At 64.6% G+C, this 24,506-nt stretch carries 19 protein-coding genes and 3 rRNA genes; 5 read left to right on the top strand and 17 right to left on the bottom strand.

The features are described 5' to 3' along the window. Positions 1-38 precede the first annotated feature (38 nt). Positions 39-329, top strand: coding sequence for a DUF4229 domain-containing protein (locus ACPYOG_RS07340; RefSeq protein ID WP_481293582.1), 291 nt, complete (start codon positions 39-41; stop codon positions 327-329). Here ACPYOG_RS07340 and ACPYOG_RS07335 read toward each other — a convergent pair. From ACPYOG_RS07335 to ACPYOG_RS07325, 3 genes are all read right to left on the bottom strand, one after another. Then, entirely contained in the window at positions 317-1,300 is a 984-nt protein-coding gene (locus ACPYOG_RS07335; RefSeq protein WP_481293581.1) for a 1,4-dihydroxy-2-naphthoate polyprenyltransferase, read from the bottom strand. The two genes, ACPYOG_RS07340 and ACPYOG_RS07335, sit on opposite strands and share 13 nt — an antisense overlap. A 26-nt stretch (positions 1,301-1,326) precedes the next feature. Further along, complete coding sequence (locus ACPYOG_RS07330; protein ID WP_481293595.1) at positions 1,327-2,517, bottom strand: AMP-binding protein; 1,191 nt, start codon at positions 2,515-2,517, stop codon at positions 1,327-1,329. Between the two features lie 68 nt (positions 2,518-2,585). Continuing rightward, positions 2,586-3,497: a 1,4-dihydroxy-2-naphthoyl-CoA synthase gene (locus ACPYOG_RS07325; RefSeq protein ID WP_481293580.1), complete on the bottom strand. Its 912-nt coding sequence runs from the start codon at positions 3,495-3,497 to the stop codon at positions 2,586-2,588. Positions 3,498-3,553: 56 nt separating this feature from the next. Here ACPYOG_RS07325 and ACPYOG_RS07320 point away from each other — a divergent pair, with 56 nt between their 5' ends. Beyond that, a complete protein-coding gene (locus tag ACPYOG_RS07320; protein WP_481293579.1) occupies positions 3,554-4,546 on the top strand; it encodes an o-succinylbenzoate synthase in 993 nt (330 codons plus the stop codon). Positions 4,547-4,552: 6 nt separating this feature from the next. Here ACPYOG_RS07320 and ACPYOG_RS07315 read toward each other — a convergent pair whose 3' ends face one another. From ACPYOG_RS07315 to ACPYOG_RS07270, 10 genes are all read right to left on the bottom strand, one after another. After that, positions 4,553-5,572: an HAD-IIA family hydrolase gene (locus ACPYOG_RS07315; RefSeq protein ID WP_481293578.1), complete on the bottom strand. Its 1,020-nt coding sequence runs from the start codon at positions 5,570-5,572 to the stop codon at positions 4,553-4,555. Then, on the bottom strand, positions 5,547-6,437 hold the full coding sequence (locus ACPYOG_RS07310) for a hypothetical protein (protein ID WP_481293577.1): 891 nt from the start codon (positions 6,435-6,437) through the stop codon (positions 5,547-5,549). The genes ACPYOG_RS07315 and ACPYOG_RS07310 overlap by 26 nt, the downstream gene beginning before the upstream one ends. Before the next feature lie 1,324 nt (positions 6,438-7,761). Continuing rightward, a 5S ribosomal RNA gene (rrf, locus tag ACPYOG_RS07305) occupies positions 7,762-7,878 on the bottom strand. Positions 7,879-8,011: 133 nt separating this feature from the next. Beyond that, positions 8,012-11,126 (bottom strand): 23S ribosomal RNA (locus ACPYOG_RS07300). Positions 11,127-11,580: 454 nt separating this feature from the next. Further along, positions 11,581-13,104, bottom strand: a 16S ribosomal RNA gene (locus tag ACPYOG_RS07295). The 16S, 23S and 5S rRNA genes sit together here, the layout of an rRNA operon. 680 nt (positions 13,105-13,784) lie before the next feature. Further along, on the bottom strand, positions 13,785-14,852 hold the full coding sequence (gene ccsB, locus ACPYOG_RS07290; RefSeq protein WP_481293576.1) for a c-type cytochrome biogenesis protein CcsB: 1,068 nt from the start codon (positions 14,850-14,852) through the stop codon (positions 13,785-13,787). Positions 14,853-14,861: 9 nt separating this feature from the next. Beyond that, entirely contained in the window at positions 14,862-16,490 is a 1,629-nt protein-coding gene (resB, locus tag ACPYOG_RS07285; protein WP_481293575.1) for a cytochrome c biogenesis protein ResB, read from the bottom strand. Then, positions 16,474-17,214 (bottom strand): cytochrome c biogenesis CcdA family protein, encoded by a 741-nt coding sequence (locus ACPYOG_RS07280; RefSeq protein WP_481293574.1) that lies wholly within the window; start codon positions 17,212-17,214, stop codon positions 16,474-16,476. Before ACPYOG_RS07280 ends, resB begins: the two co-directional genes overlap by 17 nt. A gap of 1 nt (position 17,215) precedes the next feature. Continuing rightward, positions 17,216-17,833: a TlpA disulfide reductase family protein gene (locus ACPYOG_RS07275; RefSeq protein WP_481293573.1), complete on the bottom strand. Its 618-nt coding sequence runs from the start codon at positions 17,831-17,833 to the stop codon at positions 17,216-17,218. Beyond that, positions 17,830-18,546: a histidine phosphatase family protein gene (locus ACPYOG_RS07270; RefSeq protein WP_481293572.1), complete on the bottom strand. Its 717-nt coding sequence runs from the start codon at positions 18,544-18,546 to the stop codon at positions 17,830-17,832. Before ACPYOG_RS07270 ends, ACPYOG_RS07275 begins: the two co-directional genes overlap by 4 nt. 152 nt (positions 18,547-18,698) lie before the next feature. Here ACPYOG_RS07270 and ACPYOG_RS07265 point away from each other — a divergent pair, with 152 nt between their 5' ends. Further along, positions 18,699-19,460 carry a JAB domain-containing protein gene (locus ACPYOG_RS07265; protein ID WP_481293571.1) on the top strand — a complete coding sequence of 254 codons (762 nt, stop codon included), beginning with the start codon at positions 18,699-18,701 and terminating at the stop codon, positions 19,458-19,460. On the opposite strand, the gene aspS is transcribed toward ACPYOG_RS07265, so the two are convergent. Next, positions 19,390-20,718 (bottom strand): aspartate--tRNA(Asn) ligase, encoded by a 1,329-nt coding sequence (gene aspS / locus ACPYOG_RS07260; protein WP_481293570.1) that lies wholly within the window; start codon positions 20,716-20,718, stop codon positions 19,390-19,392. The genes ACPYOG_RS07265 and aspS overlap by 71 nt on opposite strands. A 127-nt stretch (positions 20,719-20,845) precedes the next feature. Between aspS and ACPYOG_RS07255 the strand changes: the two genes are divergently transcribed. Beyond that, positions 20,846-22,030, top strand: coding sequence for an acetyl-CoA C-acetyltransferase (locus tag ACPYOG_RS07255; protein ID WP_481293569.1), 1,185 nt, complete (start codon positions 20,846-20,848; stop codon positions 22,028-22,030). A gap of 47 nt (positions 22,031-22,077) precedes the next feature. Here the strand turns inward: ACPYOG_RS07255 and ACPYOG_RS07250 are convergent, their stop codons facing one another. After that, a complete protein-coding gene (locus tag ACPYOG_RS07250; RefSeq protein ID WP_481293568.1) occupies positions 22,078-23,205 on the bottom strand; it encodes a bifunctional 2-methylcitrate synthase/citrate synthase in 1,128 nt (375 codons plus the stop codon). A 60-nt stretch (positions 23,206-23,265) separates the two neighbouring features. After that, entirely contained in the window at positions 23,266-23,421 is a 156-nt protein-coding gene (locus ACPYOG_RS07245; protein ID WP_481293567.1) for a hypothetical protein, read from the bottom strand. A 31-nt stretch (positions 23,422-23,452) separates the two neighbouring features. On the opposite strand from ACPYOG_RS07245, the gene ACPYOG_RS07240 reads away from it, so the two are divergent. After that, positions 23,453-24,091, top strand: a complete 639-nt coding sequence (locus ACPYOG_RS07240; protein ID WP_481293566.1) for a LysE family translocator — start codon at positions 23,453-23,455, stop codon at positions 24,089-24,091. 123 nt (positions 24,092-24,214) lie between these two features. On the opposite strand, the gene ACPYOG_RS07235 is transcribed toward ACPYOG_RS07240, so the two are convergent. Further along, positions 24,215-24,506: YbhB/YbcL family Raf kinase inhibitor-like protein (locus ACPYOG_RS07235; RefSeq protein ID WP_481293565.1), on the bottom strand; the 292-nt coding region annotated here is incomplete at its 5' end.

The raw sequence follows: 24,506 nt of genomic DNA, 5'->3' as shown, positions 1-24,506 counted from the left end.
CAATCGTAACTCTCAGAGACGGTCTCTAAGCTGGGAGGGTGAAGCGGATTCCCTCTTGGATCACCTACACCGTGCTGCGCCTGCTGGTGTTCGCGGTGCCGCTCGCGATCCTGCTTCTGTTCGGCGTCGTCTGGTGGTTCTCGGTCATCGCGGCGGCTCTGATCGGACTCTGCCTGTCGTACATCTTCCTCACCCGGCCGCGCAACGCGGTCTCGTCAGAGCTGTACGCCGTCCGCCACCGCACCACGCCCTCACGGTCGGAAGACGACCAGGTTGAGGATGCTGCGGTCGACGCCGACGATTCGACCACACCCCCTCAGAACGCGTAGGCGACGCCGAGCGCGAGGCCGACCAGCAAGCCCGCGATGCTCGTGAGTTGAAGCGCGGTCACCAGTTCGCGGGGGGAACGTCCGAACAGCACGATGACGCACGCCGGCAGCGCGGCGAGCAGCGCGAACATCCCGAACCAGGCGAAGGGGTAGAAGACTGCCAGCACCGCGAGGATCCCGAACGGCACCAGGAGCAGCACGCAGAACAGGATGCGGGAGACGATCCGGCCGAGCAGCACCGCCAGAGTGCGCTTTCCGGCCTGCTTGTCCGCCGCGGCGTCCCGGATGTTGTTCACCATGAGCACTGCACACGCGATCAGACCCGCGATGACAGCGCCGTACCAGGCCTCCTGGTTGACGGTTCCCGCGAGCATGTACGTGGTGCCGGCGGTGGCGACGAGTCCGAAGAAGATGAAGACGAACACCTCGCCGAGCCCGTAGTAGCCGTACGGACGCTTGCCGCCGGTGTAGAACCAGGCGGCCGCAATCGCGGCCGCGCCGACGAGCAGCACCCACCAGTACTGCGTCAGGATGACGAGGATGAGTCCCGCCACGGCCGCGAGGCCGAAGAAGACGAGTGCGACGGTCAGGACGGCGCGGGGTGCGGCCCTCCCCGAGCCGGTCAGCCGACTCGGACCGACCCGGAACTGGTCCGTCCCCCGGACTCCGTCCGAGTAGTCGTTCGCGTAGTTCACGCCGATCTGCAGCAGGATCGCGACGGCAAGACAGAGCAGCGACCGTACCGGATGCCAGATGCCCGGTCCCTCCGCCACCTTCGCCGCGCCGACACCGATCAGCACCGGGGCGATCGCCAACGGCAGCGTCCGCAACCGCGCTCCGGCGATCCAGTCGGCCGCGGTGGCCGGCTTCGCCGCCGCGGCTGCTGCGCCCGGCCGTCTGCTCCGGCCGCCCCGGGGTCCGCGCGCCATGGGCGGCGTCATCCGTTCCATGCGTGGCTTGTTCTGACTCATCACAGGGCGAATCGTAACAACATCGGCTATGCCTCCGTTTCCCTCGCGACCTCGGCGAGCGCCAGCCGGTCGGGCTTGCCGCTCGACAACCGCGGCATTCGGGGCACCTCGACGAGCCGGGCGGGGGCCGCTGCTCGCCCGAGCTGCTCCGTCACGGCGCGGCGGATCGACGCGAGCCCGGTAGTCGCCGTCCCCTCAACGACGACCACGGGAACCTGTCCCCATTCGGCATGCCCGGTCGCGACGACCACCGCGTTCTCAAGCCGCGGGAGCTCCTTCACGACGCGCTCCACCGCATCCAGCAGGACCTTCTCGCCCCCCGAGATGATGACGTTGTCCGCTCGCCCGGACACGGTCACCCGCCCGTTCGGGTCGACCCCGCCGAGATCCCCCGTGCGGTACCACCGGAGACCGTCGCGCTCGTAGAACGATTCCGCGGTCCGCTCCGGATCGCCCAGATACCCCTCCGCGAGCACGGCTCCCGTGATCTCGAGGTGCCCCTCCACCTCGCGCACCACGGTCGTGCCGATCGGTGTCCCGTCGTAGACGCACCCGCCCGCCGTCTCACTCGACCCATAGGTCGCGACGACACGAGCACCCGCCAGTTCGGCACGCTCTCGGATCGCCGGACTCAACGCCTGCCCACCCACCAGGATGCCATCGAACCGTCTCAGGGCATCGGCCACCCTCCTCGATCCGCTCTCCGCGGCATCGAGCAGCCGGGTCAATTGGACAGGAACCAGCGAGGTGTATCGCGGCCCATTGTGCAGTCCGGCAGCGAGCTCCGCAAACCGCTCAGGGTCGAAATGCCCGGTCCCGTAGTACACGGGCTCCCTCTCGGCGGCGAGCGACCGAACCAGCACCTGTGCACCGGCGACGTAGTGCACCGGCAGCGCAAGCAGCCACTGCCCCTGGCCTCCGAGGGCGCCGGCGGAGGCCGCGGCGCTGGCGAGCAGAGCGTCCGCCGACAGGGCGACGCGCTTCGGCACTCCCGTCGAACCGGACGTCTCGATGACGAGCGCGACATTCTGCGCCACCAGCTCGCCCACGTCAGAGTTCGACTCGCCGGCACGCGACTTACCGGCCCGCGACTCACCGGCACGCGACTCACCGGCCCGCGGCAGGACCGCGTCGCCTCCGCCTGTCAACGCGTCCCGGAGCGCGACGAAGACGTCCTCCGGATGAGCAGCATCCACCACTTGCAATCGCCGTGTCATCCGCTCGCCCGCATCCACTCGCCCTAGCTCCACTCGCCTTGTGTCCGTTCGCCCCGCGTCCACGCGCCTCAGTACTGCCAGGGGAACGGCGACCAGTCCGGTTCGCGTTTCTCGAGGAACGCATCCCGGCCCTCCACCGCTTCGTCCGTCCCGTACGCCAGCCGGGTGGCCTCCCCGGCGAACAGCTGCTGCCCCACCATGCCGTCATCGACCGCGTTGAACGCGTACTTCAACATCCGGATGGCGGTCGGCGACTTCGTCAGGATCTCCTTGGCCCACTCCAGCGCAACGGTCTCCAACTCGGAGTGCGGGACCACCGCGTTGACCGCGCCCATCTCATACGCGCGCTGTGCCGAGTACTCGCGCGCCAGGAAGAACACCTCCCTGCCGAACTTCTGCCCGACCTGCCGAGCGAAGTAGGCAGAGCCGTATCCTCCGTCGAACGATCCGACATCGGCATCCGTCTGCTTGAAGCGACCGTGTTCGGCGCTCGCAATCGTCAGATCGCAGACGACGTGGAGAGAGTGCCCACCCCCCGCAGCCCAACCGGGCACGACCGCGATGACCACCTTCGGCATGAACCGGATCAGACGCTGCACCTCGAGAATGTGGAGCCGGCCACCTCGCGCGCTATCGATGCCCGAAGCGTTCTCCCCCTCGGCGTACTTGTAGCCGTCGCGGCCACGGATCCGCTGGTCTCCTCCCGAGCAGAAGGCCCAGCCGCCGTCCTTCGCGCTCGGGCCGTTTCCCGTCAGCAGCACGACGCCGATCCGGCGGTTCGTCCGGGCGTCTTCGAGAGCCGAGTAGAGCTCGTCGACCGTGTGCGGACGGAAGGCGTTCCGTACCTCCGGGCGATGGAAGGCGACCCGCGCGATCCGCCCGCTGACATCCTGGTGGTAGGTGATGTCGGTGAGGCCGCCGAAGCCGGGGACCTCGCGCCACACGTCGGGATCGAAGAGTTCTGACACGTCCGGTTGCATGGATCCAGACTACGGTTCGCGGTTCTTGGACGAGCCTGTCGTGCAAAACTGGTGGAATGCTGCCGGACCTCGCTGACCTGTTAGCAACTGCACGCGTGGTCTCCTTGCCGATGACGACACGGTTTCGAGGAATCACGGTGCGGGAGGCGGTCCTCTTTGAGGGGCCGCTGGGGTGGACCGAGTTCTCGCCCTTCCTCGAGTACGAGGACGAGGAGGCCTCCGCCTGGCTCCGCGCAGCCATCGACTTCGGCTGGCATGAGCCGCCCGCACCGCTGCGCGAGCGCATCCCCGTCAACGCCACGGTCCCCGCCGTTGCGGCGCATGATGTCGCGGCGATCCTGGCGAGATATCCGGGCGCGCGTACCGCGAAGGTCAAGGTGGCGGAGCCCGGGCAGACGCTCGCCGACGATATCGCCCGGGTACATGCCGTGAGGGATGTCCTGGGTCCGGAAGGCCGGGTGAGGATCGACGCGAACGCGCTGTGGAATCTCGACGAGGCGGAGCACGCCATCCACGCCCTCGCCCCGTTCGACCTCGAGTACGTGGAACAGCCGTGCGCGACCGTCGAGGAACTCGTCGAGCTCCGTCGACGCATCGCTTACATGGACATCCCGATCGCCGCGGACGAAAGCATCCGGAAGGCTGCCGATCCGCTCGCCGTGGCACAAGCCGGCGGCGCCGACCTGGTGGTCGTCAAGGCACAGCCGCTCGGCGGAGTGCATGCGGCCCAGCGAATCGTCGCAGCAGCAGGGCTACCGGCCGTCGTCTCCAGCGCCCTCGACACGTCAGTCGGCATCGCCATGGGCGCTCACCTCGCCGCCGCCCTTCCGGACCTCGACTTCGACTGCGGCCTCGGGACGGTCGCGATGTTCGTGGACGACGTCGCCGACGAGCCTCTCGTTCCCATGGACGGCAGCATCCCGGTCAAGCGCCCGGCCGTTTCGTCCTCACGATTGGATGCGCTCCGCGCCGACGAGGATCGCACCGAGTGGTGGCACGGACGGATTCGGCGGAGCTACCGCTTCATCGAGCACGCCGCCGCCCTCTGACCGACCTCAAACGTACAGCCGCTCCGGCACGTCGAGGCCGTAGATGGCACGTCCGGAACTCCAGATGGCTTCGCAGGCTGCCCGCAGCAGGTCCACGTCGTCTCCGCCTTCCGAAAGGATACGCACCTCGTTTCCCGCGATCGCCACAGTCGCATCACGGACCGTCACGGCTCCGTCGCGCGCTGTGTGCGGCCGCGGATACGGCGCGGTGAGGTCACGAAGGTCCCGCAGGATGTACGTGGGCCGCAGGTCCGCGGCCGCGGAAAGCAACTGCTTGCCTCGATCGACTCCGGTGAGCACGAGGACCGACGCGATCTCTGCCCGATTGGCGCCGAGCACGTCCGTGTCCAAGCGATCGCCGATGAAGAGCGGCTGCTGTGCGCCGAAGCGCGCGACCGCCTCGTCGAAGATCGCTCGTTCGGGCTTTCCCGCGACCAGGGGCAATCGCCCGACGGCGGTATGCACGGCGGAGACGAGCGTCCCGTTCCCCGGTGCGATCCCGCGCGCGACGGGAATGGTCCAGTCCGTGTTCGTGGCGATCCACGGACGCTCATCGTCACTGCGCCCCTGGAGGGCGAACGCGGCCTCCGCGAGCTGCGTCCATCCCACCTCCGGGGCGAATCCCTGGATCACCGCGGCCGGTTCGTCGTCGGCAGAGCGGGTCACCGTGAAGCCGCCCTTCTGGAGCTCGTCGACCAGACCGTCGCCTCCGACGACGAGGATGCTGGAGCCGGCCGGCACATGCTGGGCGAGCAACCGCACCGCCGCCTGCGGCGACGTCACGACATCGCTCGGCTCGACCCTCAGACCGAGTTCTCTGAGGTGCGCGGCAACCGTGGCGTCCGTCCGCGATGCGTTGTTGGTGATGTAACCCACTCGACAGGTTTCTGCCGCGCTGTTGAGGCTCTCCACCGCATACGGGATGGCCTCCGCCCCGGTGTAGACCACACCGTCGAGATCAGCCAAGAGCAGGTCGACGCCGTCGAGCGGAGCCCGGTCCTCAGCCCTGCGTCGGAACAGTGCCATCGTCGGGCTCGCCCTCCTCGTCGTCATGGCTCGCCGCGGACCCTGCCGTCGCGTCGTCCGTGTGGTCCGGCTCGCCAGACTCGTCCTCGTCATCCGACTCGCCCGACTCATCAGACTCGCCCGACTCATCCGGCACGTCGGACTCATCGTCGGCAAGCTCGTCTTCGCCGAAGCCGAGGTCCTCTTCGATGATGTCGACCGTCTCGTGCTCTTCGACGTCCGCCTGGTCGAAGGCGGCCTCTGCGGCTGCCGCCCGCTCCCGCCAGCGTGCCGCCTCTTCGCTGCGGCCGAGCTCCTCGAGCACCTCGGCGTAGGCGTGAAAGAGATCGGCGCTGTAGGCGAAGGCCCGGTTCGGGTCCAGTTGCGGAATCTCGAGCTCGGCGAGTGCGGCGTCCGGGTTCCCCTGGTCGAGGCGCGCGCCCGACATGGCGATGGCCAGAGATACCTGGACATCCGCGGGCAGGCTGGTGCGGTCGACGGATCGGCCCAGTTCGAGTGCCCGATCGGGACGACCCACGCCACGCTCGCTGTCCACCATGAGTGGCAGCTGGTCGTTGGATCCGGAGATGCGGCGGTACGTGCGCAGTTCGCGGAGGGCGAGTGCGAAGTCGCCGATCGCATACGCGGTGATCGCGAGCGTTTCGCGTACGACCCCCACACGACCTGCGCGACGCGACGCCGACATGGCATGAAGGTGCGCCAGCTCGGGATCGCTGTCGATGAGACGACCGGCCATCACCAAGTGCTTGGCCACCCAGTCGGCGTTGTCCTTGCTGAGGGTTTTCAGCTCGACCCGCGCCGCACTCGGCAGGTCTCGTGCCTGCACATCCTCGGGGATGAGCGGGTCGTCGTGGCGCGGGCGCACGGACTGGAGCTCCCGCGCGAGCCGCGCGTCCTCGTCATCCCAGCGAGACTGATCGCGGGCGTCCTTGTCTCCGCGCGCAGGACGTCCGTCGCGCGTCCACAGCTGATCGTCGCGGTCGGAGCGCCGCGGCCCGTCTTTCCGGAAAGTGCCCGAGTCGCCTCGTGAGCCGCCGGCGCGTTGGGCGCCTGGGCGCTGCTCCCCGTGCGGCGCGGCCGACCAGGGACGCGAGCCCGAACGATCGCCCGTGGAACCGTGCTGCCGACGGTCGTCGTTCCGATCGGACCGAGGACGTTCCGACCGCTGCCCATCGGTTCGCCGGTCGTCCTGGCCTCGGTACCCCTCGCGACGATCCGTGCGTCCTTGCCCCGCAAAACCGGTCGGGCGCCCGGTACGAGCTCCGTCTCCGGAAGCGCGTGGCTTCCACTCGCGGGGCTGCCGATCATCGCGCGAACGTCCCGCGCCGGCGCGATCGCCGTCGCGCCGCGCGCCCCGGTCACCTCCACGCTCGTATCCACCGCGCGAGCCTTCGTCGTCCTTGCGACGGTAGCCACCGCGCGAGCCTTCGTCGTCCTTGCGACGGTAGCCACCGCGCGAGCCGCCATCGCCTCCGCGATCCTGGCCACCATAGCCGGCTCGATTGCCGCGATCGCCACTACGACCGAAGCCACCCTGCGAACCCCGGTCGTCGCTGCGGCCAGACCCGCCTCGCGAACCACGATCATCGCTGCGGCCGTAGCCGCCCTGCGAACCGCGGTCGTCGCTGCGACCATAACCGCCGCGCGAACCGCTGTCGGATCCGCGGTCGTATCGGCCGTCGGAGGCGCTTCGCGGCTGTTGACCGCCGCTAGAACGAGAACCGTCGCGGGAGTTGCGGTCGGGCCCGCGATACGGTCCCCCCTCGCCACGGCGCTCGGATCCGCGCTGAGCGTTCCGGTCACGGCTGGGGTAGGAGTCGGAGCCTTCGCGGCGGGGACGGGACCCGTCCGAGCGCCGCGCAGCGGGGTCTCCCCCGCCGGTTCGGTCCGCTCTCCGCTGCCCGTCCCCGCCGGTGGACGAGCGATCGCGCGAAGCGCCGCCGGCCCGCGGACGACCACGCTGATCGCCATCGTTCCGAGACGACCGGTACCCGTCGCCACCTCGTGCCGGGCGACCCGGCTGCTGGCGACGACGCGGCTCGTCATTCCGAGCGTTCTCGTCTGCCGGTGTGTCGCTCACGGCTTCTCCTGTCGAGTTGGCGGGTCGAGCCCAGCCTATGCTTCCTGCTGCAACTGACCCCGTTAACGCGAAATGGCCACCCATCACTGGGTGGCCATCTCACAAAGAAGTCCGGCGGTGTCCTACTCTCCCACAGGGTCCCCCCTGCAGTACCATCGGCGCAGAGAGTCTTAGCTTCCGGGTTCGGAATGTAACCGGGCGTTTCCCTCTCGCTATGGCCGCCGAAACACTATTGATGTATCAAAGTGAACGATCAAGCTTAGCTTGAATCAGTTCTCGACCGTACATCGAGAACCACATAGTGGACGCGTGCAATCTCAGCCCCTCATACCAGCCTTACAACATGTATGAGAGTGGTGATTATCAAGTTATCGGCTTATTAGTACCGGTCAGCTCCATGGGTCTTTAGTCCCCACTTCCACATCCGGCCTATCAACCCAGTAGTCTAGCTGGGAGCCTCTCGCCCGAAGGCATGGAAATCTCATCTCAAGGCCGGCTTCCCGCTTAGATGCTTTCAGCGGTTATCCATCCCGAACGTAGCTAATCAGCGGTGCTCCTGGCGGAACAACTGACACACCAGAGGTTCGTCCAACCCGGTCCTCTCGTACTAGGGTCAGATCCTTTCAAATTTCCTACGCGCGCAGCGGATAGGGACCGAACTGTCTCACGACGTTCTAAACCCAGCTCGCGTACCGCTTTAATGGGCGAACAGCCCAACCCTTGGGACCTACTCCAGCCCCAGGATGCGACGAGCCGACATCGAGGTGCCAAACCATGCCGTCGATATGGACTCTTGGGCAAGATCAGCCTGTTATCCCCGAGGTACCTTTTATCCGTTGAGCGACAGCGCTTCCACAAGCCACTGCCGGATCACTAGTCCCGACTTTCGTCCCTGCTCGACTTGTCAGTCTCACAGTCAAGCTCCCTTGTGCACTTACACTCGACACCTGATTGCCAACCAGGTTGAGGGAACCTTTGGGCGCCTCCGTTACTTTTTGGGAGGCAACCGCCCCAGTTAAACTACCCACCAGGCACTGTCCCTGAACCGGATTACGGTTCGAAGTTAGATATCCAAAGTGACCAGAGTGGTATTTCAACATTGACTCCACGAACACTGGCGTGTCCGCTTCAAAGTCTCCCACCTATCCTACACAAGCCACTCCGAACACCAATACCAAGCTGTAGTAAAGGTCACGGGGTCTTTCCGTCCTGCTGCGCGTAACGAGCATCTTTACTCGTAGTGCAATTTCGCCGAGTTCGCGGTTGAGACAGCTGGGAAGTCGTTACGCCATTCGTGCAGGTCGGAACTTACCCGACAAGGAATTTCGCTACCTTAGGATGGTTATAGTTACCACCGCCGTTTACTGGGGCTTAAATTCTGAGCTTCGCCGAAGCTAACCCTTCCTCTTAACCTTCCAGCACCGGGCAGGCGTCAGTCCGTATACATCGTCTTGCGACTTGGCACGGACCTGTGTTTTTAGTAAACAGTCGCTTCCCACTGGTCTCTGCGGCCTTCAAACGCTCCCGGAGCAAGTCCGTTCACGCCTCAGGCCCCCCTTCTCCCGAAGTTACGGGGGCATTTTGCCGAGTTCCTTAACCACGATTCTCTCGATCTCCTTGGTATTCTCTACCTGACCACCTGAGTCGGTTTGGGGTACGGGCGGCTTGAACCTCGCGTCGATGCTTTTCTTGGCAGCATAGGATCACCCATTTCGTCAATGAAGACTACGCATCGTGCCTGGGCCTATGTGAGAGACGGATTTGCCTATCTCCCGGCTTACACACTTACACCGGGACTACCATCGCCCGGCTGGGCTACCTTCCTGCGTCACACCTGTTAATACGCTAGCCGCACCAGCATGGGGTCGAGCGTTAGGCCCGGACCGTCACCCCGAAGGGATCGGTGTCCAGGATTAGGACTCTTAGCACCACTGGATTGACTGGGGCGGTTCTTCGCCGGTACGGGAATATCAACCCGTTGTCCATCGACTACGCCTGTCGGCCTCGCCTTAGGTCCCGACTTACCCAGGGCGGATTAGCCTGGCCCTGGAACCCTTGGTCTTTCGGAGGACGGGTTTCTCACCCGTCTTTCGCTACTCATGCCTGCATTCTCACTCGTGTGGCGTCCACGGCTGGTTCACACCGCCGCTTCACTCGCCACACGACGCTCTCCTACCCATCAACACGGCTGGACCACGAAGGCCTACCAATAATGTCAATGCCACAACTTCGGTGGCGTGCTTGAGCCCCGTTACATTGTCGGCGCGGAATCACTTGACCAGTGAGCTATTACGCACTCTTTCAAGGGTGGCTGCTTCTAAGCCAACCTCCTGGTTGTCTGTGCAACTCCACATCCTTTCCCACTTAGCACGCGCTTAGGGACCTTAGTTGGTGGTCTGGGTTGTTTCCCTCTCGACGATGAAGCTTATCCCCCACCGTCTCACTGCTGCGCTCTCACTTACCGGCATTCGGAGTTTGGCTGACGTCAGTAACCTTTTAGGGCCCATCGGCCATCCAGTAGCTCTACCTCCGGCAAGAAACACGCAACGCTGCACCTAAATGCATTTCGGAGAGAACCAGCTATCACGAAGTTTGATTGGCCTTTCACCCCTATCCACAGCTCATCCCCTCAGTTTTCAACCTAAGTGGGTTCGGTCCTCCACGACGTCTTACCGTCGCTTCAACCTGGCCATGGATAGATCACTTCGCTTCGGGTCTAGGACATGCGACTGAATCGCCCTATTCAGACTCGCTTTCGCTACGGCTACCCCTCACGGGTTAACCTCGCCACATATCGCTAACTCGCAGGCTCATTCTTCAAAAGGCACGCTGTCACCCCTACAAGGAGGCTCCAACGGTTTGTAAGCAAACGGTTTCAGGTACTATTTCACTCCCCTCCCGGGGTACTTTTCACCTTTCCCTCACGGTACTTGTCCGCTATCGGTCATCTGGGAGTATTTAGGCTTATCAGGTGGTCCTGACAGATTCACACGGGATTTCTCGGGCCCCGTGCTACTTGGGATACTCTTCGCGCCATTGGACCATTTCGGTTACGGGGCTTGCACCCACTGTGGCTGGCCTTTCAATGCCATTCACCTATGATCCTTTGTAACGCTTGCAGTTCGGCAGAATCTGCTGAAAAGTCCCGCAACCCCGACCATGCAACGCCTGCCGGCTATCACACATGATCGGTTTAGCCTCTTCCGGTTTCGCTCGCCACTACTAACGGAATCGCTTTTGCTTTCTCTTCCTGTGGGTACTGAGATGTTTCACTTCCCCACGTTCCCTCTACCCGCCCTATATATTCAGGCGGGAGTCACTGGGTCACCATAAAGGGCCCAGCGGGGTTTCCCCATTCGGAAATCCTCGGATCAAAGTTCGCTTATCAACTCCCCGAGGCTTATCGCAGATTGCTACGTCCTTCTTCGGCTCCAGATGCCAAGGCATCCACCGTTTGCTCTTAGAAACTTGAAATCACATGAGTTTGAATCGATCGGCCCATCAAAAGATGAGCAGATTGACCAATGATCTATAAGTCAGTACATGAAGTACTGCTTGTTGATCTTTGTGATCCGAACCCGAAGGTTCGAATCTAAGATGCTCGCGTCCACTGTGTAGTTCTCAAAGTACGGGCGGTACCTTCTCCGCCGGCCGAGTTATGGCCGACAAGAAAAGGTCCAGAGGATTCGGTTCTCATCCGATCGGATGAGGTCCGGTCCCTCAGGACCCAACAGCGTGCATGTGCAGTGCTTCCAGAATCAAACCTTTCCGATCCGCAAGCGGATGTACTGAGTTCGAGCCGTTCGACTCTGCACCAATGTCAATGTTCCACCCATGAGCTAACCGGCTGAGAACGAGTCTTACCGAAGTGGTAAGAACAGCCTCAGATCCGGCGCCTGGACACCCGAGGGTGCCAGTTGCTCCTTAGAAAGGAGGTGATCCAGCCGCACCTTCCGGTACGGCTACCTTGTTACGACTTAGTCCTAATCACCGATCCCACCTTCGACAGCTCCCTCCACAAGGGTTGGGCCACCGGCTTCGGGTGTTACCGACTTTCATGACTTGACGGGCGGTGTGTACAAGGCCCGGGAACGTATTCACCGCAGCGTTGCTGATCTGCGATTACTAGCGACTCCGACTTCATGAGGTCGAGTTGCAGACCTCAATCCGAACTGAGACCGGCTTTTTGGGATTCGCTCCACCTTACGGTATTGCAGCCCTTTGTACCGGCCATTGTAGCATGCGTGAAGCCCAAGACATAAGGGGCATGATGATTTGACGTCATCCCCACCTTCCTCCGAGTTGACCCCGGCAGTCTCCTATGAGTTCCCGCCATTACGCGCTGGCAACATAGAACGAGGGTTGCGCTCGTTGCGGGACTTAACCCAACATCTCACGACACGAGCTGACGACAACCATGCACCACCTGTTCACGAGTGTCCAAAGAGTTGACCATTTCTGGCCCGTTCTCGTGTATGTCAAGCCTTGGTAAGGTTCTTCGCGTTGCATCGAATTAATCCGCATGCTCCGCCGCTTGTGCGGGCCCCCGTCAATTCCTTTGAGTTTTAGCCTTGCGGCCGTACTCCCCAGGCGGGGCGCTTAATGCGTTAGCTGCGACACGGAAACCGTGGAATGGTCCCCACATCTAGCGCCCAACGTTTACGGCGTGGACTACCAGGGTATCTAATCCTGTTCGCTCCCCACGCTTTCGCTCCTCAGCGTCAGTTACGGCCCAGAGAACTGCCTTCGCCATCGGTGTTCCTCCTGATATCTGCGCATTCCACCGCTACACCAGGAATTCCATTCTCCCCTACCGCACTCTAGTCTGCCCGTACCCACTGCAGGCCCGAGGTTGAGCCTCGGGTTTTCACAGCAGACGCGACAGACCGCCTACGAGCTCTTTACGCCCAATAATTCCGGACAACGCTCGCACCCTACGTATTACCGCGGCTGCTGGCACGTAGTTAGCCGGTGCTTTTTCTGCAGGTACCGTCACTTTCGCTTCTTCCCTACTAAAAGAGGTTTACAACCCGAAGGCCGTCATCCCTCACGCGGCGTTGCTGCATCAGGCTTGCGCCCATTGTGCAATATTCCCCACTGCTGCCTCCCGTAGGAGTCTGGGCCGTGTCTCAGTCCCAGTGTGGCCGGTCACCCTCTCAGGCCGGCTACCCGTCGTAGGCTTGGTGAGCCGTTACCTCACCAACTACCTGATAGGCCGCGAGTCCATCCTTGACCGAAGTTCTTTCCACGTACAGGAGATGCCTCCGTACGTCGTATCCGGTATTAGCTTCCGTTTCCGGAGGTTATCCCAGAGTCAAGGGCAGGTTACTCACGTGTTACTCACCCGTTCGCCACTAATCCCCCAGAGCAAGCTCCGGGTTCATCGTTCGACTTGCATGTGTTAAGCACGCCGCCAGCGTTCGTCCTGAGCCAGGATCAAACTCTCCGTAAATGTTTAGCTCCGCGATCGCAAGCGATCGGGAAACATGGTGCAGGCTCGGACAGGAAATGTGTCCGTGCGCTGCGAGTTTGTCTTGACTAGTTTCGAATATCTACTGACATTCTGTTTCTAATCCAAAGGAATCTCGCATCAACCGCTAGACTAGGTCTAGACAGTCAATGCCGAGGTTATTTGGCATTTGACATTGTGCACGCTGTTGAGTTCTCAAGGATCGGACGCTCTCGCTTTTCAACCTTCCGGCTGTCTCCGCGAGGCAACTTCTCTACTTTACCACTCGCAGTCAGTTTGTCAAATCGGCGCGTCGTGATCTCGTTGACCCGTATAAGGGCACAACCGATCTCACGAACTGAACCAGTCAGACTGCTCTGTGAGTGGGTGTTAATCCTAAGCTCAGCGACCGAACTAATTCAAGTTCAGATTGCCGCTTGGCTTTGGGATTCGGTCCCGCTTGAGGCCGGGGAGCTCTTCCGCTCTCCCGCACCTTTGGGGTGACAAGTAAGTACTTTACGCAGGCCCTGGAGGACGTGCAAATTCCGCCACCATCCCGGGCGTGTCGTACTCCACTTCCGCGGAATCACGCGGATCTTCCTCGCTCAGCCATCCTTGACCGACAGAAAACCCCTCCAAGCGGACTGCTCGAAGGGGTTGTGGTTTCTGCAGGTCTCCGTCCGTCAGAGTCCCGAGTATGCGTGGAGTCCGTGGAAGAAGACGTTGACGATGCCGAAGTTGAAGAGCACTGCGGCGAAGCCGATGATCGCAAGCCACGCGGAGCGGGATCCGCGCCAGCCGCGAGTGGCCCGCGCGTGGATATAGCCGGCATAGATCACCCAGATGATGAAGGTCCAGACCTCTTTGGTGTCCCAACCCCAATACCGGCCCCACGCCTTCTCGGCCCAGATGGCACCGGCGATGAGCGTGAACGTCCAGGCGATGAATCCGACGATGTTGATCCGGTAGGCCAGATTCTCCAGCGCGACGGAGCCCGGCAAGGTCGTGAGGAACGCGAACTGCTGAGGACGCGATTCCGCGACCTGGCGTTCGCGGCGGTATTGGAGCAGTTGCAGTCCCGACAACGCGAAGCCGAGTGCGAAGAAGGCCGTGCCCAGCACGGCCACGATGATGTGGATGACCAGCCAGTACGACTGGAGTGCGGGCTGAAGCGGAACGACGGGCACGTAGTACCGCAGGAGCGCGACGCCCTGCAGGACCAGGACCAACCCCAGGACGAAGGTGCCGAGGTACTTGATCTGCCACTTCAGGTTCGCCGCTAGGAAGACCCCGATGATGACGAGTGTCCCCGTCATCGAGAACTCCCACATGTTCGCCCATGGGACTCGAGCTGCGGCGATTCCCCGCAGCACGTCCGCCACGACATGGAACCCGAACCCGATGATCGTGAGCGCGAACGCCCACCGGAGGGACGCCGAGTTCTCGGAGTCGTTCAGCAAGTCCTCCTCGACGCGCGTGCTGATGCGCGAGGACAACCGGCCCAGAGCCGATGACGGGCCGGGCGGCGCCTCCCTCGGCGGCTCGCCGATGACGGTCGTCGTCGCTGCGCCGACCGGCGCAGCGACCTCAGCCCGTCGCGCGACGGCACTCGGCACGACGGCTGCCTCGACCGCGGTCGCGCGAGCGCCTCGTCGTGCGAGGTCGAGGGCGAAGGCGATGAATGCCGCCGCGTAGAGTCCCATCGCCGCGTACAAGAACACGGTCGACAGTTGTGCGAGGGTCTCGGTCACGATGCAAGCCTACGTCTTCGGGGAGCCGGCTATGGCTCCGGAGTGCTGATCGGCGACGGCGGTCACCGCTGCCAGGAGATTGGGGTCGTCGCCGCGGGCGAGGCCCGCATACTCCAGAATGAGCGATCCGTCCTGATTCTCGACAGCCTTCACCCAGATCCGGCGGCGCGGGACGAACAAGGATGTGAGGAGGCCGGCAAGGATGAGGATGGCGAACAGCAGCACCCATCCTTGAGCGGGATCGTTGTGGACCTCGAGCGTGGCGAACCGTTTGACCCCGTCCAGTGAGATGGTGCCGAGACCGTTCGGCAGCTTCACTGTCTGTCCGGGTTTCAGCTCGAGCGCCTTCGTCTTCGTCGGCGGACCGGCCAGCTGTTCGAGCGTGTCGGTGTTCAGGCTGTACACGGACTGCGGAACGCCGTCGTCGACCCCCAGGTCGCCCGCGTAGACATTGAGGCTGAGTACCGGGTCGTCGAGACCCGGGAACTTCGACGCGAGCGCCCCTTGCGCGGTCTGGCTGGCGGTCACTGTCGGATAGAAGAAGCCGATCATCCCGACCTGCTCCTTCAATCCATCCGGCACCTTCACGAAACCGAGGGAGGTGAGGTTCGGATCCGCCTGGGGGATGAACGGGACGGAGTCGCTGAACACCACCTTCCCGGCGGGGTCTCGGACCGTGATCGTCGGCGCGTAGCCATTGCCCAGCAGATAGACGTTCGTGCCCCCGATGGCCAGCGGATCGTTCACCTTGATCGTCGTGTCGGAGTTCGCGTCTCCCGGCCCGGTCGTGGTGACATGCGCGGTGTAATCCAGGGGGGTGCCGATCGCGTCGCGATTCTTGGTCTCGTACTGCACATCCAATTTGTTCACGGCGATCGAGAACGGCGCGAGCGATGCGTCGCTGAAGAACCGGCCGGGGTTGAAGGAGTTGTACGACGGCAGGCTGTTCACGAAGCTCTGCCCTTCGACCACGATCTTCTGCCCCGTGTAGCCGAATCCTCCGCCGACCCCGATCGCGAGGAGCACGCCGAGCAGTGCGATGTGGAAGACGAGGTTGCCCGTCTCGCGGAGATAGCCGCGTTCGGCGGAGACGGACGTGGAGCGCGCATCCTGGTACAGCGCCACGCGGTAGCGGTTGGCCTTCAGCACATCGCGGGCGGTGAGGATCGGGTCGGGCGCGGCGGAGCGGAGCGCGGCGGGCAGGATCCTGGCCTGGAAACCGGCCATCCGCTCCAGCCGGGCCGGGGTTCTCGGCGGCTTGGCGCCCATCGCCCGGAAATGGTGCGTGGTACGCGGAATGATGCAGCCGATGAGCGAGGCGAACAGCAGGAGATAGATCGCCGAGAACCACACCGACGTGTAGACGTCGAATGCCTGCAATTTGTCGAGCACCGGCGCCAACTGGGGGTTCTCACTGAAGTACTTGGTGACGCCGTTGGGGTCGGAGCTGCGCTGCGGGACCAGGGAACCCGGCACCGCCGCGATAGCGAGCAGGAGCAGCAGGAACAGCGCTGTACGCATGCTCGTGAGCTGCCGCCAGAACCAGCGGAGCCATCCGAGGGCGCCGAGCTTCGGCTGGACGACGTCCGGATCCTCTCGAGGCGGAGCGGAGTCGATGTGATCAGAGGGCCGGCTCAAAACCTTGGATCACCGCCAAGAACTGGGACATGAGCTCGCTCCACAGGCCGGTGACCATCAGGATGCCGATGACGACCAAGAGCACGCCGCCGATGATGTTGATGGCCCGGATGTGACGCTTGAGGAAGGCGACGGAACCCGCCACCCAGTCGAAACCGAGGGCGACGAGCAGGAAGGGGATGCCGAGCCCGATGCAGTAGAAGAGCCCGAGCAGGGCGCCGCGCCAGGGCGAGCCGCTGCCGACGCTGAGCGCGCTGATCGCGGCGAGCGTCGGGCCGATGCACGGCGTCCATCCCAACCCGAAGACGATGCCGAGCAGCGGCGCGCCGATCAGGCCGGTCGCGGGGCGCCAGGACGGCTTGATCGTGCGCTGCAGGAAGGAGAACTGACCGATGAAGACCAATCCCATGACGATCACGAGCACGCCCAGCACGCGGATGACGACCTCTTGCCAGCGCACCAGCCAGAAGCCGAGAGCGCCGAAAGCCGCACCGTAGGCGACGAACACGACCGCGAACCCGAGGACGAAGAGTGCGACCCCCGTCAGCATGCGCGATCGGTCGCGTTTGGCGCCGGGATCGCTGATGCCGCCCACATACGCGAGGTATCCGGGCACCAACGGGAGCACGCACGGGGAGGCGAAAGAGACCAGGCCCGCGAGAAGGGCGATCGGCAGGGCCAGCAGAAGCTGGCCGCTGAAGACGATCTGACCGACGCCGCCCACCTCAGTGCTCGGCCACGGCGTCGGAGATGAGGGAGTCGAGGATGCCCTTTCCCGGGAGAGCGCCGAGGATCCGGGCCGCCACGCGTCCCTTCTTGTCCACCACCAGCGTCGTCGGGGTCGCCTTCGGCGGCACGGTCTTGCTGAAGGCGAGGAGGACCGAGCCGGTGTCGCGGTCGAGGACGGACGGGTAGGTCACACCCTTGTCCTTCTCGAAGCTCTCCGCAGTCTGTACGGAGTCGTAGAGATTGACTCCGAGGAACTCGACTCCTTGCGCGGCGTACTTCTGGCTGAGCGACTGGAGGTCTGGCGCTTCGACGCGGCATGGCGGGCAGCCCGCGTACCAGAAGTTGACGACGAGAACCTTTCCCGCATACTGCTTGGAGCTCACGGTGCTGCCGTCCTGCAGGGTCCCGGTGAAGGAGACCGGCGCGCCACGATTGCCTGCGGCGTACTCGCTGACCGTGCCGTCGCCGGCGATATAGTTCTGCCCGTTTCCGGAGCGGTACTGGGTGGCGAGGGAGTCGTTCGCCGTGCATCCAGTCAGCGCCAGGGCGGTGGCTGCTGCCAGGGCGGCGGCAGGGAGCAGGATCCGAGACCGGAGTCGGGGTGCGGCGTTCACACGGCCCCCACGTCGGTCGCGGCGACCTGAAGGCTCGCGGCAGGCTCCACATAGCCGACCTCGACGAGACGCGGAGCCGATCCGGTCCGTGGCTCGTGCGGTTTCACAGGCGCGCTCGGGTCGGGATCCACCGCATCCGCCGGACGTTCGGTGGCGGGCGGCCGCTCGAATGTGGTGATGCTCGACAGGGAGCAACGCCGCTTACGCGGATCGTGCGGGAAGCGCTCGCCCGCGACGGACAGGTGCGCGACCCAGATCGGAAGCTGGTGACTCACCAGCACGACGTCGCCCGATTCGACGGACTCGAAGGCGTCGTCGATGGCAGCGAGCATCCTGCGTTCGATGCTGGCGTAGGCCTCGCCCCAGCTGGGTCGAAGCGGATTCACCAGGTAGGGCCAGTAGATCGGCTTGCGGAGGGCGAGCCGCATCTTCGTGCCTTCGAACCGATTCGTGGGCTCGATGATCCGGTCGTCGATGACGGGATCGAGGCCGAAGGCCTCGGCGATGGGAGCTGCGGACTCGCGTGTGCGCTGCAGCGGAGACACGCGCAATGCGCTCATCGGCCGCTCGCGCGCCGCCAGCTCGTCGGCGGCGGCCTGCGCCATGCGGTGGCCGAGCTTGGAGAGGCCGAACCCCGACAACCTGCCATACAGGATGCCGTCGGGGTTGAACACCTCGCCATGACGGACGAGGTGCACTTGGCTCGCTACCACGGCTCCAGTCTACGGACCGGGTTCCCTTGAATTTACTGAGCGCCCGCGCGGCTGTTCCCGGTGATCTCTCCACCGGTGGATGGTTCTCGCTGGTTATCCACAGATTCTCCCGTCTGCCGGTTGAGGGCTGCGCCTCTTCGTAGCGTCGACTCATGGCCGATGACGAAGAAGAGGGAGAGGCGCTTGCGAACATCCCCAACCACGACCGCCCACGCGAACGGATGCGGCGCCTGGGCATCGGTGCGCTCACCGATGACGAGGTCCTCGCGCTGGTGCTCGGCTCGGGTCAGACCGGTCGGAGCGTCCTCGCTCTGGCGAGGTCCGTGCTCCGGCGGACCGGCGGATTCCCCGGGCTTGCGACGATGGACTTCGCGCGGCTGGAACGAATGCCCGGGGTCGGGCCGGCGACGGCGGGCCGCCTGGTCGCGATCACGGAGATCTGGCGACGTGCCGGAGCATCGTCCACCTGGACGCGACTGGTCGACGCGAAGGCCGTCGCCGGCGTCGTCCGGCCGGAGCTGCTGCATCGCGATTCGGAACGGTTCCTGGTCGTGGTGGCTGACCGTGCCGCCCGGCCCCTCGAGGTCGTGCTCATGCGCGACGGCGGAGTGGATGAGACGAGCGTTCAGCCGGCGGATGTCCTCCAGGCGGTACTCACGCGGGGCGGAAGATCGTTCGCCGTGGCGCACAACCATCCCTCGGGGGTCCTCGATGCATCCGTCGCAGACCTCATGCTCACGCGGCGCCTCGACCAGTCCGCTGCGACGCTCGGTCTCCGGTTCCTCGGGCACATCCTCGTCGCGGGCGACAGCTGGACCGCGCTGCCCACGATCGGGTCGGGGACTACGGGGTCAAGCGCGTCGGGCCGCGGAAGAGATAGGTCGTCTCACGGAGGTTCGAGAGGTGAAGCATGAGCATCATCACGCGCGCGAGTCCCATACCGAATCCACCGTGCGGAGGAACGCCGTACCGGAAGAACGCCAGGACGTCCTCGAGCTCGTCGACCGACAGACCCTTCTCGATCGCCTGCTGCTCCAGGATGTCGACCCGGTGCTCACGCTGGGCGCCCGTGGAGATCTCCACCCCGTTGAAGATCAGGTCGTAGCTGCGGGTGATGGACGGGTCCTCGGCATGACGCATGTGATAGTACGGGCGGATCGTCGAGGCGTAGTCCGTCAGGAAGACGAACTCATGACCGTAAGTCTCCTTGACGTAGGCCGAGATCTGGCGCTCGCCCTCCGGGTCCATGTCGTCGTCATCGCGCTGCACCTGATAGCCGCGCTCTGCCACGATGCGCTTCGCCTCCGCCAGCGGGATGCGCGGAAACGGCGTCGACGGCACCGTGACCTCGACTCCGAAGAGTCGCTCGATCTCTTCGGCGTGCTTCTCCTTGACCGCAGTGAAACCGGCGACGAGGAGGTCCTCATGCACCTTCATGACATCCTCATGGCTGTCGATCCAGCTCAGCTCGGTGTCGATGCTCGTGAACTCGGTCGCGTGGCGGCTGGTGAAGCTCGGGTCGGCCCGGAACGCCGGCCCGATCTCGAAGACGCGTCCGAAGCCGGCCGCCTGCGCCATCTGCTTGAAGATCTGCGGGCTCTGGGCCAGGTAGGCCGTCGTCTCGAAGTACGGCAGCTCGAACAGCTCTGCGCGGGACTCGGAGGCCGAGGCCATGAGCTTCGGCGTGTGGATCTCGACGAAGCCGTTGTCGACCCAGTACTGCCGGAGTGCGTGCTCGAAGGTGGTCTGCACGCGGAAGATCAGATTGTGCCGGGGCTCGCGCAGATCGAGGAACCGCCAGTCCATGCGCTTGTCGATCCCGCTGTCGGCGGCGATCGGAGTCTCGGGGATTGCGGCGGTCTCCACGTCGAGGGACGAGAGCCGGATCTCGATGCCGCCGAGCTTGACGCGCTCATCATGCTTGAGCTCCCCGGTGGCGCGGACGAAGGTGCCCTGGGAGAGAGCCGAGATCGTCGTGGCCGGCTCATCGGCCAGCACGGTGCCGTCTTCGCCGACGGTGCGCGGGTTCACGAGCTGGACAGCACCCGACTCGTCGCGAAGGACGACGAACTGCACCTTCTTCTGGTCGCGGACGGTCTCGACCCATCCTGCGACGCTCACTAGTCCGTCGGGCAGAGCGGCAAGGTCCTTGATCAAAACGCGTTCGGTCACGAGCCACAAGCCTACCGGTGCGCCCGGGAGGCTCCGGATTCCTCCTCTCCGGCCAGGTGTCGCCCACCCCGTTCCGGAAGGCTGCGGCGGTGTGAGAATGGAAGGACCAGGCACGAAGGAGTAGCCCATGAGTACCGACGACGTCGTCATCCTGTCCGCCGCGCGGACACCGCTGGGGAAGATAAAGGGGACGCTCGCGTCATTGAGTGCGGTCCAACTCGGAACGGTCGCGCTGCGGAAAGCCCTCGAACGCTCCGGCCTCGGGGCGGAGGCGGTCGACACCGTGCTGTTCGGCCAGGTGTTGCAGGCGGGGGCCGGCCAGAATCCCGCGCGACAGACGGCGATCGGCGCGGGCATCGGCTGGAACGTCCCGGCGACGACGATCAACAAAGTCTGTCTCTCCGGGCTTGCCGCTGTGACCGATGCGGCACGTCTGATCCGGACCGGCGAGGCGACCGTGGTCGTCGCCGGCGGCCAGGAGTCGATGACGAACGCTCCGCATATCCTGCCCGGATCGAGGAGCGGCTGGAACTACGGCTCGATCCAGGCGCTCGATTCGGCGGACCACGACGGCCTGACGGATGCCTTCGACGGGATCTCCATGGGTGCCTCCACCGAGAGCTACACCGAGAAGCTGGGGTTGACGCGCGAGGCTCAGGACGCGTTCGCGGCGCAGTCGCATCAGCGGGCCGGCGCGGCGGCGTCGAACGGCGTGTTCGACGAGGAGATCGCACCGGTCAGCATTCCCCAGCGGAAGGGAGACCCGGTGGTCGTCAGTTCGGACGAGGGCATTCGTCCCGACTCGACCGCGGAGACACTCTCGCGGCTGCGCCCGAGCTTCGCCGACGGCGGCACCCTGACCGCGGGCAACTCCTCACCGCTGAGCGACGGAGCGGCCGCCCTCGTGCTGACCAGTCGCGAGAACGCCGAGCGCCTCGGGCTCGACTGGCTGGCACTCGTCGGAACCAGTGGTCAGGTAGCCGGACCCGACAACTCGCTCCACTCGCAGCCGTCGCGGGCGATCGACGCCGCACTGCGGCGCGCAGGGTGGAGTGTCTCGGAACTGGACCTGATCGAGATCAACGAGGCATTCGCCGCGGTCGCGCTCCAATCGATGGCCGATCTGGGCATCGACTCCGAGAAGGTCAACATCCACGGTGGCGCGATCGCCCTCGGACACCCCATCGGGGCTTCGGGGGCACGGCTGGCCGGCCATGCGGCGCACGAACTCGCGCGACGCGGTTCCGGCCGAGCGGCGGTCGCGCTGTGCGGCGGTGGCGGACAGGGAGACGCCCTGCTGCTCTACCGCTGAACCCCTGGGGCGGACGGCCGCCGGCGCGAGCGCTGCCGGCGGGATCGCTACCGCTCCAGGTGGCGCTCCGCCGGCCCGGTGTACTGGGAGAGCGGACGGATGAGCGAGTTCGCGGCGTATTGCTCGAAGATGTGTGCCGTCCAGCCCGTGATCCGCGCTGCGGCGAAGAGCGGCGTGAATGTCTCCGTGTCGAAGCCCATCAGGTTGTAGGCGGGTCCCGACGGGTAGTCGAGATTCGGCTTGATGTTCTTCCGTTCCGCCATCGCGCGCTCGAGTGCGTCGTAGAGATCGAGCATTTCCTGCCGCTGGTAGTGCTCGACCAGGCGGACCAGTGCTTCCCTCATCGTCGGCACACGGGAGTCGCCGTTCTTATAGACCCGGTGACCGAAGCCCATGATCTTGCGCTTCTCGGCGAGTGCCGCGTCAAGCCATTCGGCCGCCCGGGCGGCCGACCCGATCTCGTCGAACGCGTGCATGACCGCTTCGTTCGCACCGCCGTGGAGCGGGCCTTTCAAAGCGCCGATCGCACCGGTGACGGCCGAGTAGACATCCGACAGGGTGGAAGCGATCACGCGGGCGGTGAACGTCGACGCGTTGAACGAGTGCTCCGCGTAGAGGATGAGGGAGACGCGGAAGGCATCCACGACCACGTCATCCGGGACTTCACCGAAGGTGAGCCAGAGGAAGTTCCGGGAGTAGTCGAGGTCATCGCGGGGCTGGATCGGCTCGAGCCCCCGCCGACGGCGCTGGATGTACGCCACGATCGTGGGCAACTGGGCGAGCAGGTAGATGGCCCGCCCCTCGTTGAGGTCGGTATCGAGGATGCCGTCCGGCTGCTGAAGCGTCGCATCGAGACCACCGAGCTGGCTCACAGCGGTGCGCAGCGCGTCCATCGGGTGAGCGGAGACGGGCACGTCGTCGAGGGCGCGCCGGGTACGGTCGTCGAGACGGCGGAGCGAACGCTCAAGCGACTCGAAGGCGACCAGCTCGTCTGCCGTCGGCAGTTCGCCGTGCCACAGCAGATACGCGACCTCCTCGAACGAGCAGTGCCGCGCCAGCTCCTGAACGGGATATCCGCGATACAGCAGCGAGTTCGTCTCCGGATTCACCGACGAGATGGTCGTCGTGTCCACGACGACGCCGGCGAGTCCCTTGTGGATCTCCTGATCGGTCATGTGAGCTCCTTCGCAGCTGGCGGAGTCGCCGTCGTACGGCGGCGTCGCGGTGGGAGGACGCTAGTGGCGCACCTCGAAGTCATACACCGGAGTGTCGAACGCGTTATATCCCTCGTAGTCAATCAGGTCGTACAGCTCAACGCGATGCCGCATCTCACCCAGCATGGGTTCCGAGGTCCCTTCACTGCAGTGCACACGAACGACGTGGAGCTTCACGCAACGAACCTACCTCCCCTACGCTCGGCAGATGGTCTCCGGTCCCTCGCTGCTGACGTTCGCGCTCGCCTCGCTCGCCCTCATCGTCATCCCCGGTCCGAGCGTGCTCTTCGTGATCGGGCGATCGCTGGCCCTGGGGAGGGTGGGCGGCCTGCTGAGCGTGCTCGGGAACGCCCTCGGGATGCTGCCGCTCATCATCACGGTCGCCCTCGGGATCGGGGCACTGGTAGCCCAGTCGCTCGTGCTCTTCACGATCATCAAGTTCGCCGGCGCCGGATACCTGATCTACCTGGGCATCCAGGCCATCCGTCACCGGAGGCATACGGCCGTGACTCACGAGGCGACGCCGCCACGGCGATTCCCGCTGCGCATCCTCAGCGAAGGATTCGTGGTCGGAATGACCAACCCGAAGTCCCTCGTCTTCTTCGTCGCTGTCCTGCCTCAGTTCGTCGACTATCGCGGGGACGTGATCCCCCTCCAGCTGTTCGAGCTCGGCGTGGTATTCCTCGCGCTCGCTCTGGTATCCGACAGCATCTGGGCGCTCGCGGCGGGCACGGCGCGGCAGTGGTTCGGGCGGTCGCCCCGGCGGGTGGAGCGTCTCGGTGCGACAGGCGGCGTCCTGATGATCGGGCTCGGCGGGGTATTGGCGTTCACCGGCGTCAAGCACTGACCGGCGAACGGAACGGCCGTTCGTCCGGCGGCGCCGGCGCGGTGGCCGGCCGGCGTGAATGGCCGGCCGACGTGAATGGCCGGCCGACGTGAATGGCCGGCATAGGCGACGCGACCGACTGGGTCAGATGTCGCCGGCCGTAGCCACCGGGCAGATGACCGCGCGGGCGAGCGTGTGGAAGTGCGCGTTGAATCCGAGTACCGCCGGGGTCGAATCCGGACCGATGTCCAGTCGTTCGACGTCCAGAGCGTGAACCACGATGTCGTAGCGGTGCGTGCCCGTCCCTGGAGGGGGAGAAGCACCGGTGAAGCTCTTCGAACCCAGTTCGTTCGAAAGCATCGCCGCACCGTGCGGAAGGTTGCCGCCTCCCTCCGCTCCGGCATCGGTCGGCAGCTCGGTCACAGCGGGCGGGATG

This window comes from Leifsonia sp. HAY1-4F (genome assembly GCF_056755275.1).
The sequence above is the reverse complement of the archived record's forward strand: the minus strand, read 5'-3'. Positions and strand labels throughout refer to the sequence as shown.